The organism is Ramlibacter agri (genome assembly GCF_012927085.1).
Taxonomy (GTDB): domain Bacteria; phylum Pseudomonadota; class Gammaproteobacteria; order Burkholderiales; family Burkholderiaceae_C; genus Ramlibacter; species Ramlibacter agri.
Genome location: NZ_JABBFX010000003.1, coordinates 719929 through 736050, shown reverse-complemented (window position 1 = coordinate 736050; position 16122 = coordinate 719929). Strand labels below are relative to the sequence as shown.

Below are 16122 nucleotides of genomic sequence, written 5' to 3'. Positions count from 1 at the left end.
CGAGGTGATGGGCTGCTGATTTGCTTCAGGAAGTAAAAAATACACACACCCCTCGTCGCCGGGGGCGGCGGCCGGGCTGCCAGATCGTTTCTAATACGGGGCGCGTAGCGGCCTGAGAACGGCCGGCGCCTGGCGCTCCGCCGCCCCCACCCCCTTCGGATCCATGGCTTGCACCCCCGGTGCAAAGGAAAGTCTTCTTGCGCAGCTCATTCGGCAGTTCCCCGCTGGTTCGCCTCTATGGCGGCTGGGCGCCCGCCGAACCGGAGGCGCCCGGGATGGACTTCGCCGAGCGGCTGGGCCTGTGGCTGAACGCCTTCGACGCGATCCGCCTGCAGCAGGCGCAGCAAGCCATCCGCGCCGCCACCGCCGCGCCCCGCGGGGCGCGCAAGCCGCCCAGGCTGGCCGACGACCTGGCGCAGGCCCGCGCCGTGCTGGCCCGCGCGATCGCCAGGGACCCGCTGCAAGATGCCGAGCCGGACGCAGGCTACGCGCCCTGGCGCGAGCGGCACGTGGATCTGCAGCGCCAGATGGACCTGCTGATCGGCCCGCTGCGCGAACACGCGCGCGAGGCCCTCGGCACCGCCTCGCTGCGCTTGCGCCAGCTGGCGGCGCTGGACGCGACGCTGCAGGAAGTGCTGGCCATGCGCACCCAGGCCCTGCTGCCCACACTGCCGGCGCTGCTGGAGCAGCGCCATCGCCAGCTGAAACAGGCGGGCGAACTGGATCGCTTCGCGGACGAGTGGCGCCAGGCGTTGCTGGCCGAACTGGAGCTGCGCCTCGCGCCCGTCGCGGGCCTGGTCGAGGCGCTCAAGAACGAATCGGAAACCGGAACATGAGCAAGTTTTCCTTTGTGGCGGCTTTCGCCATCGGCCTGGCGCTGGTGGCCTGGATCGCCCTCGGCTTCGTCGGCGGCAGCTGGATCCCGCTGCTGGTGACCGCGGTCATCGCCGGGGCCTACCTGCTCGGCGCGTACGAGCTGCAGCGCTTCCGCGCGACGACGCAATCACTGCGCAGCTCACTCGACAAGCTGGCCGCGGCGCCCGCCGACCTGGGCGAATGGCTGGCCCAGGTGCCGGCGAACCTGCGCAACGCCGTGCGCCTGCGCATCGAAGGCGAGCGCGCCGCCCTGCCCGGCCCCGCACTCACGCCTTATCTCGTCGGCTTGCTCGTCATGCTGGGCATGCTGGGCACCTTCCTGGGCATGGTGGTCACCTTCAAGGGCGCGGTGTTCGCGCTGGAAGGTTCTACCGACCTGCAGGCGATCCGCGCCGCGCTGGCCGAGCCGATCAAGGGCCTGGGCCTGTCCTTCGGCACCTCGGTGGCCGGCGTCGCGGCGTCCGCCATGCTGGGCCTGATGTCGACCATCGCCCGGCGCGAGCGCCTGGAGGTCGCGCGCCTGCTCGATGGCCACATCGCCGGCGTGCTGCGGCCATTCTCGCTGGTGCACCAGCGGCAGGAGAGCTTCCGCGCGCTGCAGGTGCTGCCGCAGCTGGTGGAAACGCTGGACGCGATGATGGCGCGCATGGAAAAGCGCGGCGAGCAACTCGACGCGCAGCTGCTGGAGCGCCACTCCGCGCTGCAGCGCGAGGTGACCGGCGCCTATGCGGGCCTGGCCGATCGCGTCGGCGCTTCGCTGCAGGACAACCTGGCGAGCAGCGCGAAGGCGGCGAGCGAAGCGATCGCGCCGGTGATGGAAAGCGCGATGGCGCAGGTGGTCGGCGAGTCGCGGCGGCTGCACGATGAACTTCGCGATGGGTCGCGCCAGTTGCACGAGCAGCTGCAGGATGCGGCCCGCCAGACTCAGGAACAGCTGGCGGCCGGCGCGCGCGAGACGAACGAGCAACTGCTCGCCGGCTCTCGTGCAACGAACGAGCAGTTGCAGCTGGCCTCCCGCGAATCGCAGGAACATCTGAAAACCGTCTCCAGGGAAACCCACCAGCGACTGCAAGACGCTGCGCGCGAGACTCTCGGTCAACAGGATTCCCTCGCGCGCGAGACGTTCGAACACCTGCAAGCCGCTGCGCGCGAGACGAGTGCCCGGATGCAGGCCGTCGCCGACGAAACCAACGCGCAGGTGCAAGCCTCGGCAAGCGAGACCCACGCCCAACTCCAGGCCGCCGCCAAGGAAACCCGCGAGCAAGTCCAGGCCGCCGCCCGCGACACGCAACAGCAGTTGCAGGACACCGCCCGCGCCACCCAGGAGCAGATGCTCACCGGCACGCGCGAGCTGCAGGACCGTCTCGGCGCCATCGCGCGCGAGCAGGTCGATGCCTTGTCGCAGCAGTTCGGCGCGAGCACCGAAGCCGCGTCCGGCCACTGGACCGCCGCGCTGCAACCCGTCACGGCCCGCCTCGAAGCCGTGCTGCAGGAAGCCGAAACCCTGGCCCGCACGCGCCGCGAAGGCGAAACCCGCTGGCTGGCCGAACATGGCGAGCGCATGGAGCAGGTCAGCGGCCAGCTGCGCGAGCAGCTCGCCGACCTGCGCGAGGACGAAGCCCGCCGCGGCGACGCCGCCGTCCAGCGCCTCGCCACCCTCGAAGCCGCCGTCGCACAGCACCTCGCCACCTTGGGCGCGGCGCTGGAAGCGCCGATCACCCGCCTGCTGCAGACCGCCTCCGAAGTGCCGGAGGCCGCGGCCGGCGTCATCACGCAGCTGCGCACCGAGATGCAGCGCCTGACGGAACGCGACAACGCCGCGCTGGACGAACGCACCGCGCTGCTGGAGCGCCTGGCCGGCCTGCTGCAAGTGGTGCAGGAAGCCACCGGCGAGCAGCGCCACGCCATCGACGCCCTGCTCGCCTCCGCATCCACGGTATTGGAGCAAGCCGGCGAACGCTTCGCCGCGACGCTGGATGCGCAGACCGGCCAGGCCGCCGAAGCCTCGACCCAGCTCGCCGCGGGCGCCGTCGAACTGGCCAGCCTGGGCGAAGCCTTCGGCGCCGGCGTGCAACAGTTCCAGGCCGGCAACGACAAGCTGGTCGAGACGCTGCAACGCATCGAAGCCTCGCTGCAACGCTCCACCGCCCGCAGCGACGAACAGCTCGCCTACTACGTGGCGCAGGCGCGCGAGGTCATCGACCTGAGCATCGCCTCGCAGCAGGGCCTGGTCGACAACCTGCGCCAGTTGCGCACGGCAGCGACCGTCGAGGGAGAGGCCTGATGCTGGCCGCCGAGGAAGGCGACGCCGACGTCGCGCCGGTCTGGGCCGTCTTCGGCGACCTGATGACCGGCCTGCTCGGCGCCTTCGTGCTGGTGCTGATGGGCGTGCTGCTGGTGCAGATGGACCTGGCCACGAGCCTGAAGGCCGAGGCCGAGAAGGCCCGCATCGAGGAGCAGCGGCGCATCGCGCTGGAGAAGGCGCTGGCCATCCCGCTCGCCTCGGGCCGCGTGACCGTCAGCAACGGCCGCATCGGCATCAGCGGCAACGTGCTGTTCCCGGTCAACTCCGACCAGTTGCGCCCCGAAGGCCGGCAGCTGTTGAAAAGCCTGGTGCATCCGCTGCGCGCCTACCTGGGCGAGCGCAATGAGATGCTGATGGTCAGCGGCTTCACCGACGACCGCCCGATCGGCGACAGCAACCGCCGCTTCAGCGACAACCTGGAGCTGTCCGCGCAGCGCGCGCTGACCGTGACGCGCGCGCTGATCGATGAAGGCGTGCCTTCGTCGCAGGTGTTCGCCGCGGCCTTCGGCGCCGAGCAGCCGGTGGCGTCCAACGCCAGCGAGGGCGGGCGCGCGCGCAACCGGCGCGTGGAAATGGCGCCGGTGCCGCGCTCCTCGCCCCAAGCCGAAGCCGCCAGGAGCAAATGAGCGACGCCGCGCCGCAGGAGCAGATCGAAGCCTGGCGCCGCAACGGCGGCTGGCGGGTCGATCCCGCGCGCTTCCGCTTCCTGGAGGCGCTGGCGGCGCGGGTGCCGGAGCAGCGCGAGGCCGTGCAGGCGGTGCTGCGCAGCCGGCTGGAAAACGCGCTGGCCGACTATGCGCAGCGTGTCGCGGCCGTGCCGCCGCCCGCGCCCGTCTCGCGTCGCAGGGCCGAACCGCCCCTGACGCCGCTCGCGCAGCTGAACGCGCACATCCGCGCTGCCGCGGTGGCGCGCCATGGCGAGGCGACGCCCTCGCCGGACGAACTGGCCAGCGTGCGGCGCTTCCGCCAGTCCTGGGACCGGCAGCACACCCTGGAGCGCTTGGAGGAAGCGGTCGCCCGCAAGCCGGCGAACGCCGGCCCGCTCAATTCACACGCGCTGGTGCTGAACACGCTGGCGCTGATGCGCGAGCTGTCGCCGGACTACCTGCGGCAGTTCGTGGCGCACGTGGAGGCGCTGCAGTTCATCGAGAAGGCGCGGGAAGCCTTGCCGCGCGAGAAGGCCAAGGCCAAGCCGGCGAAGAAGGCGCACGCGCGGCGGCGCTGACGCCGGGCGCGTTCACTGCGCCTCGATGTTCGCCGCCGCAAGCGGGTTTAAGCCGCGGGGCCGGCGCCGGCGTCGGTCGCCACCGGCGGCGCATCCTTCGCCCACAGCGTGAACTTCGCCTTGCCCGTGGCAGCCTTGGCCTGCGCCAGCTGCTCCTCGCTGAAGCCAGGCAGCCGCTGCCGCAGCTGCGCCAGCAGTTGGTGCTGGTCGGCCAGCGGCTCGGACACGGCCACGCCTTCCTCGTTGCTGCCGAACAGCAGGAACAGCATGTAGCGGCGGCGGGGGCCGGCCTCGTGGGCCAGGACGTCCACTTGCGTCAGGTCGGCCCAGCGCACCGACTCCTTCAGCGCCTGGTGGCGCCGGGAGCCGTGCTCGCGGGTCACGCCCTCGTCGGAGACGGTCAGCCGCTCGGTGAAGGGGTCCAGCAGCGAGGCGTAGCGGACGATCACCACGACCAGGGTCATCACGGCCCACAGCCACCAGGGCATGCCACCGGCATAGACGAGCCACAGGCCGCCGGCCAGGAATACGATCAGGAACAGGTTGCTCTTCAACATGGGGGGTGCTTTGCGCGGCATGATTATGCTTGCCGCGGCCGCGCAGGCCCCGAGAACAACGACGCCTTGAACCAAGAACACCTCCGCAAAGCGTTGCGCATGGGCCTCAGCTCGTGGATGGCCAACGGCATGGTCTCCGCGCTGGGCCTGCTGCTCATCTCCACGCTCATCCACCTGCTGCTGGGCCCGGCAGCCGGTGCGGCGGCTTCGGTGGGCGCCATCGTGGTCGCCCCGCCGGACCAGCCGGCGCCCCGCAAGGGCAAGTTCACCCACTTCCTGCCGGCCGTGCTGATCGGCACGCCGCTGTTCTTCGCCACCGGCATGCTGCGCCATTCGCAGCCCGAACTGGCCGTGCTGGTGGTCGGCGCGACCTTCCTGGCCTTCCTGGGCGCCGCCTGGGGCAAGCGCGGGCTGCCGATTTCTGTGTCGGTGATGTTCGCGATGATCTTCGCGCTGGCCGCCCCGCCCTGGACCAGCCTGCGCGAGGCGGAGCACCAGACCTTCGCCTTCTTCCTCGGCGCGGCCATCTATACGGTCTGGGGCACGCTGGCCAATTCGCTGCTGAACCAGCGTTACCGCGTGCTGTCGGTGGTCGACTCGCTGCACACGGTCGCGACGCTGATGCGCACGCAGGGGCTGCACTTCACGATGGCGGCCGAAACCCAGCAGCGCACCGCGCTGGTCGGCCGGCTGATGAAGCAGCAGGCCGCGCTGGCCGACCAGCTGCAGACCGCCCGCAACATCCTGCTGGAAGCGCCGACCACCCCGCGCCGGCTGCAGCTGGCCGGCATGCTGATCCAGCTGCTGGACATGCGCGACCACCTGGTCGCCTGCGCGCTCGACCTCGACGCGGTGCGGGCCGACCCCGGGCAGCAGGAACTGCTGCGGGTGCTGGGCGTGGAACTGCAGGCGCTGGCCGGCGACCTGGAGGAGCTGGGCGACGCCATGCTGCTGGGCCGCACGCCGACGGCCTTTTCGCATGCGCGGCCCTTGCTCGCGGCGGAGACCGCGCTCGCCCCCGGCCCCAGCGACGCCGACATGCACGCGCCGCCGGTGCAGGTGCTGGCGGGCGCCCTGTCGCGCCGGGTCGGCTACGTGCACGACGAGGTCCTGCGCCTGGTTGCCCTGGCGCGCGGCGAGCGCGAGCCGGACGTGGACGTGGTGCGCACCGCCTGGCAGCTGTTCGTGAGCCCCACCAAGTGGAGCTGGCGCCCCTTCCTGACCCTGTGGCGCTGGGACGCGCCGCCGCTGCGGCACGCCATCCGCGCCGCCCTGGCCATCGCCACCGGCCTCGTGGTCGGCATCCTGCTGCCCTGGGGTTCGCACGAGTACTGGATCCTGCTGACGATCGTGGTGGTGCTGCGCGGCAGCCTGGCGCAGACGCTGGAGCGGCGCAACAGCCGCGTCGCCGGCACCCTGCTCGGTTGCGTACTGGCCGGCGGCCTGCTTTATGCCCGCCTGCCGGCCGCCGCGCTGGTGGTGCTGGTGGCCGTCTTCCAGGGCATCGCCCACGCTTTTGCCTTGCAGCGCTACGTGGTGACGGCGGTGGCGGCCACGGTGCTGGCGCTGGTGCAGGCGCACCTGCTGAACCCCGGAGCCTCCGCTGTGTTCGAGGTGGCCGAGCGGGTGCTGGACACGCTGATCGGCGCCACCATCGCCTGGGTCTTCAGCTACGTGCTGCCGTCCTGGGAGCGCACGCAGGTGGGCGCGCTGGTGGCGCGCACGCTGGCGGCGCAGGCCAAGCACGCACAGCTGTCGCTGGCGCTCGCACAAGAGGAAGCGCCGGGCGCCGATTCGGAGCTGGCCTGGCGGCTCGCGCGGCGCGAAGCCTACGACAGCCTGTCGGCGCTGGTGCAGGCCATCCAGCGCTCGCTGTCCGAGCCGCGCGCTGTGCGCCCGCCGCTGCGGGCGCTGGAGCGCATGCTGGCCCACAGCTACCAGCTGCTCGCGCAGCTGACCGCCATCAAGACCATGCTGCTGCAGCGGCGCGACCGGCTGAACGTCGCGCAGCTGCAGGGGCCGCTGGACCAGGCCGCGCGGACGATCGCCGGCGCGCTGACGGGCGGCAACACGCCGCCGCCCGGGACCCTGCCCGCGCACCAGGACCCGCCGGCCATGCTGGACCTGCCGGATGCCTCGGAGCACGACCTGAGCCCTTTCCTGCTGCGGCGGCTGCGCCTGGCGGCGGACCTGGCGCGCGACCTGCAGGCCGACGCGGCGCGGACGCGTGCCCGCACCGTGACTGCGTAAATCCTGCACGGGGCGCTCGCTTGCAATGCGCCCGGCAGGCATCATGTGGATTGCGCAAGGTCCCGTGGGGGACCGCCGATGGGGACACCAGCCATGTGGAAACGCCTGGTCCTGCTCTGGACGCTGCTGCGCGGCGACGCCCGCCAGCTCTGGTTCGCGCTGCGCCACCCGGCGGCCCCGGGCTGGCTCAAGCTCGGCACGGCGCTGGTCGCGCTGTACGTGGTCTCGCCGATCGACCTGATCCCGGACTTCATCCCCTTCTTCGGCCAGCTCGATGACATCGTGCTGGTGCCGCTGGCGATCCGCTTCCTCCTGAAGCACCTGCCGCCCGAAATCGCGGCGGCGACGGCCGCCCAGCGCCGCTGATCCCCCAAGAAAAAACCGGCCGCACAAGGCGGCCGGTGGAAAGGCTCCCGAAGAAGGGGGCCGTGCAAGGAGATCGCGCAGTCCACCGCGTGAGTTGGGGCGATGCCTTCACCCATGTGGCTTATGTGCGCGAAGGCAGTGTCACTCCGAACCCCTGACCAGCCCCTGACCTGCACGGCAAGGTGGGTTTCCCCCAAGTAAATCCCTAGCGCGAGCCGCCGCGCAGGCGTTGCCACCAGCCGGCATCCTGGGCCGGCGCCTCGCCTTCGGCCGCCTCGTCGGCCGCAGCCGCCGGCGCCGGGCCCTCGACGCGGCGCACCAGGTTCTGCCCGAATTCCTCCCACAGCCGGTCGGCCTTGGTCTTCATCGCGCTCAGGCCGAAGTTGCCCAGGCGCCCCAGCACGTCCACCTTCACCTTCAGGCGCAACTCGCTGCCGCCGTCCGGCTGCGGGGCCAGGAAGATCTCGCTCTGCTGCTTGAGCGAGCTCGCCACCGAGCTGTCCTCGCCCGTGCCTTCGCAGCGCAGGTAGGAGGGCTCGCGCTGTTCCACGATCGTCGTCTTCAGCTTGAACCTGGCGCTGACGAAGGCGATCTTCACCGCCATCAGGGCCTTGTACTCGGTGGGGCTGATCACCTCGATCGACTGCATGCCCGGCACGCAGCCGCCCATCACGTCCGGGTCCAGCAGCAGCGCCCAAACCTGTTCCGGTGGCGCGGCCACCCGCAAAGTCTTCTCAATTTCCATGCATCTTCTCCGCGGCGTCCAGCACCGATTCCACGATCTGGCTGTAGCCCGTGCACCGGCACAGGTTGCCGTTCAATCCCGCCCGCACCTCGTGTTCGGTGGGACAGGGGTTCCTGGCCAGCAGCGCGCACGAGGCCATCAGAAAGCCGGGCGTGCAGTAGCCGCATTGCAGGCCGCCGCAGCGCATGAAACTTTCCTGCAACGGGTGCAGCTCGCCGCCATGCGCCAGGCCTTCGACCGTCGTCACCTGGCAGCCGTCGGCGTGCACCGCGAGCGCCAGGCAGGACTTGACGACCTCGCCGTCGACCAGCACCGAGCAGGCGCCGCAGGTGCCGGTCTCGCAACCGCGCTTGGTGCCGGTCAGGTGCAGGTCGTCGCGCAGGAAGTCGGCGAGCAGGCGCCGGGCCGGCACCTCCGCCTCTTGCCGCTCGCCGTTCACGACGAGCGCGATGGTGTGTTTGCTCATGCTGTTTCCTCCAGCCCGAACAGGTTGGCGATGGTGCGCCGGGCCACGACGCGCACCATGGCACGGCGATAGTCTTCGGTGCCGCGGGCATCCGAGATCGCTGCGATGTCTTCCGCCACGATGTCCGCCGCTGCGGCAGCGACGTCCAGCGTGATGGTCTTGCCGCGCAGGAATTCCTCCGCGCGCTCCAGGCGCCGCGGCACGACGACCGAGGCGCCGACCACCAGCCGCGCCTCGCGGCACAGGGCGCCATCACGCCGCGCCAGCAGCGCCACGCTCGCGAGCGGCCGATGTTCCGCCGCCGTGCGCAGGTGGCGCGTGTAGGCGCCGCTGGCGTCGCTCGCCGGCGGCGGCACGCGCACTTCGACGACCAGTTCGTCGGGCTCGAGCGCCGTGGTGTAGTAGTCGACCAGGAATTCCTCCAACGGCAACACCCGCTCTCCGCGCGCGCTGCCCAGCACCACGCAAGCCCCGTGCGCCAGCAGGCAGCCGGGCGGGTCCGTCGCCGGGTCGGCGTAGCAAAGGTTGCCGCCCAGGGTGCCCTGGTTGCGCACCTGCGGGTTGGCGACCTGCGCCGCCATCGCGGCCAGCACCGGATAGTGCTGCTGCACGAGCGGCGAGCGCGCCAGTTCCGCGTGCTTCACCAGCGCGCCGATGCGCAGGCCGTCCTTCGCGTCGAAGGCGATGCCGCGCAGGGCTTCGATCTTCGCGACCGAGATGACGTGCGAAGGCGCCACCATGCGCTGGCGCAGCGCCAGCAGCAAGGCCGTGCCGCCGGCCATCACCCGGGCTTCGTCGCCCAGGCCGGCCAGCATGCGGCTGGCTTCCGCCACGCTGGCGGGCTGCAGGAAGTCGAAATCACGCATGGTGCTTCTCCCGCAACGCGGCCAACACCTTCTCGGGCGTGATCGGCAGGTCGGTGATGCGCACGCCCACGGCGTCGAACACCGCGTTGGCGATGGCCGCGGGACCGGGCAGGATGGCCGTCTCGCTCGCGCCCTTGGCACCGTAAGGGCCGTTGGGGTCGTTCGATTCGACGATGCCGCTGCGCAGCATGGGCAACGCGTCCGGCGTGGGCATGGTGTAGTCGGCGAAGTTGCCGTTGGCGATGCGGCCGTCTTCCAGCTGCAAGTGCTCGTAGAGCGTCCAGCCGATGGCCTGGGCGGCCGCGCCGTTGCTCTGGCCGTGCACGGCTTGCGGGTTCAGGGCCTTGCCGCAGTCATCGGAAACGAAGCTGTCCACCAGCGTCACCTGGCCGGTCTCGGTGTCCACTTCCACTTCGACGGCCTGCGCCGCGAAGGAATAGGCAGGCGCGATGTTGCCCATCAGGTTCTGCTTGTCGAACATCGTCGTCTTCGCGTCCCAGGTGCCGCTGACCTGGATGGCTTCGCCGCCATGGCGCCAGATGTGGGTGCGGGCCAGTTCGGCGATGCCGCGCTTGCGCTTCGGTTCGGCGCGCACGCGCACCGCGCCGTCGGCGAGTTCGAGCTCCGATTCGGCGACTTCCAGCAGCCGCGCGGCCTGCGCCACCAGCTTGTCGCGCGCAGCCCGCGCCGCCACGAGGGCGGCATTGCCGGCCACGATGGTCACGCGCGAAGCCAGCGAGCCGATGGCGAAAGGCGCGCTGTCGGTATCCGGCTGCACCACGTGCACGTGCTCCAGCGGCAGCGTGAGTTCGTGCGCCACCAGCTGCGCCAGCATGGTCATCGCGCCCTGGCCCATGTCGGCCTCGGCGCAATGCACGAAGGCGCGGCCGTCTTCATTGAGCTTGACGACGACGGTGGAACCGTCCCAGTCGCCGATGGTGCGGTTGCCGCTCACGTGCATGGCGGCGGCGATGCCGACGCCGCGCCGCTTGCTGCCGTGGCCCGGCTTGCCGCGCTTGGCCTTCCAGCCGATCGCGTCGGTGCATTGCGACAGGCATTCCTGCAGCCCCGTGCTGCCGACCTGCCAGCCGTGCACCGAAGTCTCGCCGCGCTCGATGGCGTTGATGCGATGCACCTCCAGCGGGTCCAGGTCCAGCTTGCGCGCCATCGTGTCGATGTGGCTGTTCAATGCGAACAGCATCTGCGTGCCGCCGAAGCCGCGGAAGGCGCCGTGCGGCGGCGTGTACGTGTAGACCAGCGTGGCGTGCGAGCGCACGTGCTGCAGCCGGTGCATGTTGTCGCTGCGCATGGCGCTGACGTGCATCACCTCCGCCGACAGCCCGCTGTAGGCGCCGCAGTCGGCGAGGATGCGCACGTCCTTGGCGACGATGCGGCCCTGGCGGTCCATGCCCAGCTTGAGCGTGATGCGCTCCGGCACGCTGGTGCAGGCCGCGACGAAATCTTCCAGCCGGTTGTTCACCAGCCGCACGGGCTGCCCCGTGCGCAGCGCCAGCAGGCTGGCGATGAGGTTGTTGGCGTCCTCGATGATCTTGCCGCCGAAGCCGCCGCCGGTGGTGGCCTGGATCACGCGCACCTGCGACACCGGCAGTTCCAGCACGGACGCGATGCGCGCCCGCGCCAGGAAGGCCGACTGGGTGGAAGTCCAGACCTGCAGGCGCCCATCCGGGTCCATGCGCGCCACCGTCGCCATCGGCTCCATGTAGCCGGGGTACTGTGCATGGGTGCTGTAGGCCTGCTCGTGCACGAGGTGCGCCTGCGCGAAGGCGGCGTCGACATCGCCGCGCGCGAAGCGGATCTCGTGCGAGACGTTGTCGCGGCCCGGATGGATACCGGGCGCGCCGTCAGCCAGCGCCTGCTCGGTGGTCAGCAGGGCGGGCAGTTCCTCGTACTCCACCTGGATCAGGTCGAGCGCGTCGCGCGCGATCTCCTCGGTCACCGCGGCAACCGCAGCGACCTCCTCGCCGGCGAAGCGCACCACGCCTTCGGCCAGGATGCGGCGCTCCTTGTGGTGCGTGCCCCAGCAGACGCGGGGGCCGTCGGCGCCGGTGAGTACCGCCTTCACACCGGGCAGCGCCAGCGCCGCGCTGGTGTCGATGCTGACGATGCGCGCATGCGGGTACGGGCTGCGCAGCACCTTGCCGTGCAGCATGCCGGGGATCTGGATGTCGCCGGCATACTGGGCCCGCCCGAGCACCTTGGCGCGGGCCGTGACCTGGGGCACCGACGTGCCCAGCGTGGACGTGCTCATGACGCTCTCTTTCAGTCCGCCGAGATGCCCAGGTCGCGGATCACCTTGCCCATCACCTTGTATTCGGTGGCATTGGTTTCCTTCAGCACCTCGGGCGAGCCCCCGACCGGCAGTGTGCCGAAGGTCGCCAGCTTGGCCACCACGTCGGGCTGCTTCAGGATCGCGTTCAGGTGCGTGTTGAGCATGCGCACCACTTCCGGCGACGTGCCCTTGGGCGCGAAGAAGCCGTTCCAGGCGCCGACCACGACGTCCTTGTAGCCCTGCTCCGCGAGCGTGGGCACGTTGGGCGCCAGCGAAGAGCGCTTGGCATCGCCGATGGCGATCGGGATCAGCTTGTTGGCGGCGACATAGGGAGCGACCACGCCCAGCGTGACCCAGGCGGTGTTGACGTGGCCGGCGACGACGTCGTTGACCGAGGGCGCCACGCCCTTGTAGGGCACGTGCTGGATCTTCACGCCGGCATCGTGGTTGAGCCACTCGCCCAGGATGTGCATCGGCGAACCGGCGCCCGGGCTCGCGTAGGTGAGCTGCTTGCCGGACCTGGCGGCGGCGATCATCTCCGGCACCGACTTCACGCCGGCGCCCGGGTTGGCCACCAGCACCAGCGGCTGCGTGCCGACCTGGATGATGGGCTCGAAGCCGTTCAGCACGTCGTAGCTGGACGCGGCCGGCAGGCGCATCACCATCGGCGCGGTGGTGAAGGGATTGGGCGTGAACAGCAGCGTGTAGCCGTCCGGCGCCGCGCGGCCCACGAAGGTGTTGCCGATGGTGCCGCCCGCACCGGGCTTGTTGTCGATGATCACCGGCTGGTTCAAACGCTGCGACAGCTTCTCGCCCAGCATGCGCGCGACCGCGTCCGTGTCGCTGCCCGGCGGGTAGGACACGATGATGGAAATCTGCCGGGTGGGCCAGGCCGCGTCGGCGGCCAGGGCGTGCACGCCGCTGAAGGCGGCCGCCAGGGCCAGGGCAGAGGTGGCGAGAACGCGTCGAGTCATGCGCATGTTGTCTCCGATCAATGAATGGTTTGAAAGTCGCGCCGGCGCATCCTAACTTTTCTGTTGAGAAATCAACATAAATCCCCCGCACCGGGCTTGGCTTTGTTCCGCCGGTGGGACGTGTCGAGGGCCTGTTTCGGCTGTGGAACAATTCGGCCGTCCATGAAAGCCTCCGCACCCAAGACCCGCGCCGATTCGCTGAAGCAGCCCTCCCCCTGGGACAAGCTGGCCGCGGACGGGCACGGGCTCGAAGTGCCGGACTTCCTCACCACGCTGGTGGTGAACACCGGCAACGCGCTGAAGCGGCACGTCACCCTGCCTTACGCCAGGGAGTTCGGCCTGTCGATGGCGGAGTGGCGCATCCTGTCGGTGCTGGCCCATGCGCGCGAAATCCCCTTCTCGCGCCTGGTGGTGGCCGCCGCCACCGACAAGGGCCAGCTCAGTCGCATGCTGCGCAGCATGCAGGAGCGCGGCCTGGTGAAGACCGTCAGCGAGGGCGCTGGCTCGCGCAAGAAGGTCACCTGCTTCGTCTCGCCGCAGGGGCTGAAGCTGTACAACCAGGTGATGCCCATCGCGCGCAAGCGGCAGGCGGAGATGATCGGCCACCTGTCGGCGGACGAGCGCCGCGTGATCTACGGCGCACTGCGGCGGCTGCAGTCGCTGTGCGGGCCGCAGGATGAGGACAGCGCGTGGGAGGAGTGAGGGTCAGCCTGCCAGCGGCAGCGTGACCCGCACCTCCAACCCCGGCTTCGCATTGCGCAGCGTGAAGCTGCCGCCGTGCGCCTGCGCCACCAGCTTGCACAGGTAGAGGCCGAGGCCGACGCCGCCGGTTTCGCGCGCGCGTGCGGCGTCGGGGCGGAAGAAGGGTTCGGCCAGTTGCTCCAGCGCGGATTCGGGCACGCCGGGGCCGAAGTCGCGCACCGTCAGCAGGACGTCCGAACCTTCACGCGTGGCACGCACTTGGGGAGTGCCGCCGCCATGCCGCCGCGCGTTATCGAGCAGGTTGCGCAGCAGCAGCTTGATCCGTGAGGGATCCAGCAACAGCAGCGGGAGGTCCGGATCGCATTCGACATCGGCGTCCGCCGACTGGAGCAAGGCGCAGAGATCCGTGGTCTCGCGATGCAGCGCCGCGTGGCCCTGCCCCAGCCGCTCGCTTTCCAGCAGGTCGCTCACCAGGGTCGCCATCTCCTCCAGGTCACGCATCAGTGCCTGCCGCCGCGCACCCGGATCGCCGCCTTCGGGCAGCAGCTCGGTGTTCAAGCGCGCGCGCGTCAAGGGGCTGCGCAGCTCGTGGCTGATGGCCAGGAGCAGCGCACGCTTCGCCTCCAGCATCTGGTGGATGCTGGCAGCCATCGCATTGACGTCGGCCGCGAGCACACCCAGTTCGTCGCGCCGCCGCAAGGGAATCGGCTGGCCGAACTCGCCCGAGCCGAAGCGCCGCGCGCCGGCGCTGATGTCCCGCAGCGGCCGCAGCATGCGACTCACGGCGTGATAAGCGAGCAACGTGAACAGCAGCACCGTCGCCAGCGTGTACCAGCCGATGCGGCGCGGCCGGTCCTGCCAGGGCAGCACGCTCAGGCCGAAGGTGACGCGGTGGCCATCGGCCGTGGTGCGCGAGAGCAGCGATTCACGCGCGCCCCAGTGAGCTTCGTGCAGATCCGGGCGGCTGCTCCAGTTCACGCGCGGCCCGGCGATCGAAACCGTCACCGGCAGCCGCTGCACCAGCGCCTGCGCCCGCTCCACGCTGGGCGGGTCGCCGACTTCCGCGGCGAGGCGGTCGACGTAGTCCGCCAGCAAGGGCCGCACGGCTTCGCGCCAGCCGCTGCCCAGCGCGGACTGCATCCCGAAGACAAAGGCGCCGGTGATGCCCAGCGCCAGCAACAGGAACAGCAGCACCAGCCGCGCCCGCAGCGAATGGCGGATGCGCCTATGCGTGCGCGAGGGCCAGCGCGCCTCAGCCAAGGAGCGCACTCCCGGCAGGGCGCAGCGCCAGCGCATAGCCGGCGTTGCGCAAGGTCTTGATGGCGGCCAGCGGCTCCAGCTTGCGTCGCAGCCGGCTGACCAGGATGTCGACCGCGCGCGTGTAGAGCTCGGCCTCGTGCCCGCGCAGGCGGTTCAGGATGTCGTCGCGGCCGAACACCTTGCCCGGCTCCCGCGCCAGCAGCAGGAGCAACTCGAATTCGGTGCTGGTGAGTTCCACCGCCTCGCCCTGCCGCTGCACGCTGCGCGTCACCGGGTCGATCAGCAGGCCCTCGAAGCGCAGGCGCCCGTCGCCGGCCGCGGCCGGCCCGCGCCGCCGCAGCACGGTCTGCAGGCGCGCCACCAGCTCGCGCGGCTCGAAGGGCTTGGGCAGGTAGTCGTCGGCGCCGAGTTCGAGGCCGACGACCCGGTCCATCACCTCGCCGCGCGCCGTGAGCATGACGATGGGGATGTCGCTCTCGGCGCGGATGGCGCGGCACAGCGCGAAGCCGTCCTGCTCCGGCAGCATCACGTCCAGGATCGCGGCGTCGAAGCGCTCGCGGCGCAGCAGCGCCAGCCCCTCGCTCGGGCGCAGCGCCTGCCTCAGTTGCAGTTCGAAGCGCCCGAAGTAGGCGGCGAGCGGCTCGCCCAAAGCGGCGTCGTCGTCGATCAGCAGGATGCGCGGCATGCGCGGATTGTGGCCTGCGCTCAGCCGCGGCGCCAGCCACGGCGCTGCTGCAGGTACTCGCGCACCTTGGCCTGCTGCGTGGCATCCAGGCTGTCGTAGAAGTCCGCCAGCGAGGCGATCACCGCCGGACTGCGCGTCTCCAGCGCCGCGGCCGTCTTGGACATCCAGGCCTGCGCGCCGGCGCGGTCGAACTTGTCGCCGCTGACCAGCGCCAGCATCTGCGCGCGCGGGCTCTGCTGGCTGGCCATGGCGGCCGCGCGTTCGGCCTGCATCCTGGCCAGGAAGTCGGACAGCTTCGCCTTCTGCGCCTCGTTCAGGTCCAGGCGCGAGGCGACACGTTCCACCACGTGCTCACGGTGCTTCGCCTGCTGCTCCGGCGTGGCGTTCCAGCCGCCGTGGCCGCCGCGGTAGGAACTGCAGCCGGAGAAGGCGCCGAGCGCGACGACGGCGCCGATGACGCCGAGAACGGTTTTCCAGGGTTTCATGAAGGCTCCAGGGGGAAGGGAGCCTCGATCGTCGCGCCCGCGCCGCGCCGGGTCATCGCCGGCGGGTTTC

15 protein-coding genes and 1 pseudogene are annotated in these 16122 nt (G+C 70.8%); 7 read left to right on the top strand and 9 right to left on the bottom strand.

All coding sequences use genetic code 11. The features are described from left to right. The first annotated feature begins 197 nt into the window (after positions 1-197). The 4 genes from HHL11_RS28040 to HHL11_RS28025 are packed head-to-tail and all read left to right on the top strand — an operon-like array spanning position 198 to position 4406. Positions 198-836, top strand: a complete 639-nt coding sequence (locus HHL11_RS28040) for a DUF3348 family protein (protein WP_169421899.1) — start codon at positions 198-200, stop codon at positions 834-836. Beyond that, positions 833-3160, top strand: coding sequence for a hypothetical protein (locus tag HHL11_RS28035; protein ID WP_169421898.1), 2328 nt, complete (start codon positions 833-835; stop codon positions 3158-3160). The genes HHL11_RS28040 and HHL11_RS28035 overlap by 4 nt, the downstream gene beginning before the upstream one ends. Next, positions 3160-3807: an OmpA family protein gene (locus HHL11_RS28030; RefSeq protein ID WP_169421897.1), complete on the top strand. Its 648-nt coding sequence runs from the start codon at positions 3160-3162 to the stop codon at positions 3805-3807. The genes HHL11_RS28035 and HHL11_RS28030 overlap by 1 nt, the downstream gene beginning before the upstream one ends. Next, a complete protein-coding gene (locus tag HHL11_RS28025) occupies positions 3804-4406 on the top strand; it encodes a DUF2894 domain-containing protein (RefSeq protein WP_169421896.1) in 603 nt (200 codons plus the stop codon). Before HHL11_RS28030 ends, HHL11_RS28025 begins: the two co-directional genes overlap by 4 nt. Positions 4407-4453: 47 nt before the next feature. On the opposite strand, the gene HHL11_RS28020 is transcribed toward HHL11_RS28025, so the two are convergent. Next, positions 4454-4963 (bottom strand): hypothetical protein, encoded by a 510-nt coding sequence (locus tag HHL11_RS28020; RefSeq protein ID WP_169421895.1) that lies wholly within the window; start codon positions 4961-4963, stop codon positions 4454-4456. A gap of 99 nt (positions 4964-5062) precedes the next feature. On the opposite strand from HHL11_RS28020, the gene HHL11_RS28015 reads away from it, so the two are divergent. Then, positions 5063-7213, top strand: coding sequence for an FUSC family protein (locus tag HHL11_RS28015; protein WP_169421894.1), 2151 nt, complete (start codon positions 5063-5065; stop codon positions 7211-7213). A gap of 93 nt (positions 7214-7306) precedes the next feature. Next, entirely contained in the window at positions 7307-7579 is a 273-nt protein-coding gene (locus HHL11_RS28010) for a YkvA family protein (RefSeq protein WP_169421893.1), read from the top strand. A gap of 217 nt (positions 7580-7796) precedes the next feature. On the opposite strand, the pseudogene HHL11_RS28005 reads toward HHL11_RS28010, so the two are convergent. The 5 genes and pseudogenes from HHL11_RS28005 to HHL11_RS27985 all read right to left on the bottom strand — a co-directional run. Next, a pseudogene (locus HHL11_RS28005) lies at positions 7797-8324 on the bottom strand (SRPBCC family protein); the annotation flags it as partial. Further along, on the bottom strand, positions 8314-8790 hold the full coding sequence (locus HHL11_RS28000; RefSeq protein WP_169421891.1) for a (2Fe-2S)-binding protein: 477 nt from the start codon (positions 8788-8790) through the stop codon (positions 8314-8316). The pseudogene HHL11_RS28005 and the gene HHL11_RS28000, both read right to left, overlap by 11 nt. Next, entirely contained in the window at positions 8787-9656 is an 870-nt protein-coding gene (locus tag HHL11_RS27995; RefSeq protein ID WP_169421890.1) for an FAD binding domain-containing protein, read from the bottom strand. The genes HHL11_RS28000 and HHL11_RS27995 overlap by 4 nt, the downstream gene beginning before the upstream one ends. Further along, positions 9649-11925, bottom strand: coding sequence for a xanthine dehydrogenase family protein molybdopterin-binding subunit (locus tag HHL11_RS27990; RefSeq protein ID WP_169421889.1), 2277 nt, complete (start codon positions 11923-11925; stop codon positions 9649-9651). The genes HHL11_RS27995 and HHL11_RS27990 overlap by 8 nt, the downstream gene beginning before the upstream one ends. 11 nt (positions 11926-11936) lie before the next feature. Beyond that, the gene (locus tag HHL11_RS27985; protein ID WP_169421888.1) at positions 11937-12926 is read right to left on the bottom strand and encodes a Bug family tripartite tricarboxylate transporter substrate binding protein; all 990 of its coding nucleotides are present in this window, start codon (positions 12924-12926) and stop codon (positions 11937-11939) included. A gap of 156 nt (positions 12927-13082) precedes the next feature. Here HHL11_RS27985 and HHL11_RS27980 point away from each other — a divergent pair, with 156 nt between their 5' ends. Continuing rightward, on the top strand, positions 13083-13622 hold the full coding sequence (locus tag HHL11_RS27980; protein WP_169421887.1) for a MarR family winged helix-turn-helix transcriptional regulator: 540 nt from the start codon (positions 13083-13085) through the stop codon (positions 13620-13622). A gap of 3 nt (positions 13623-13625) precedes the next feature. On the opposite strand, the gene HHL11_RS27975 is transcribed toward HHL11_RS27980, so the two are convergent. The 3 genes from HHL11_RS27975 to HHL11_RS27965 are packed head-to-tail and all read right to left on the bottom strand — an operon-like array spanning position 13626 to position 16052. After that, a complete protein-coding gene (locus HHL11_RS27975) occupies positions 13626-14891 on the bottom strand; it encodes a sensor histidine kinase (RefSeq protein ID WP_425355226.1) in 1266 nt (421 codons plus the stop codon). Then, positions 14875-15567, bottom strand: coding sequence for a response regulator transcription factor (locus HHL11_RS27970; protein WP_169421885.1), 693 nt, complete (start codon positions 15565-15567; stop codon positions 14875-14877). The genes HHL11_RS27975 and HHL11_RS27970 overlap by 17 nt, the downstream gene beginning before the upstream one ends. A gap of 20 nt (positions 15568-15587) precedes the next feature. Continuing rightward, complete coding sequence (locus HHL11_RS27965; RefSeq protein WP_169421884.1) at positions 15588-16052, bottom strand: Spy/CpxP family protein refolding chaperone; 465 nt, start codon at positions 16050-16052, stop codon at positions 15588-15590. Positions 16053-16122: the final 70 nt, after the last annotated feature.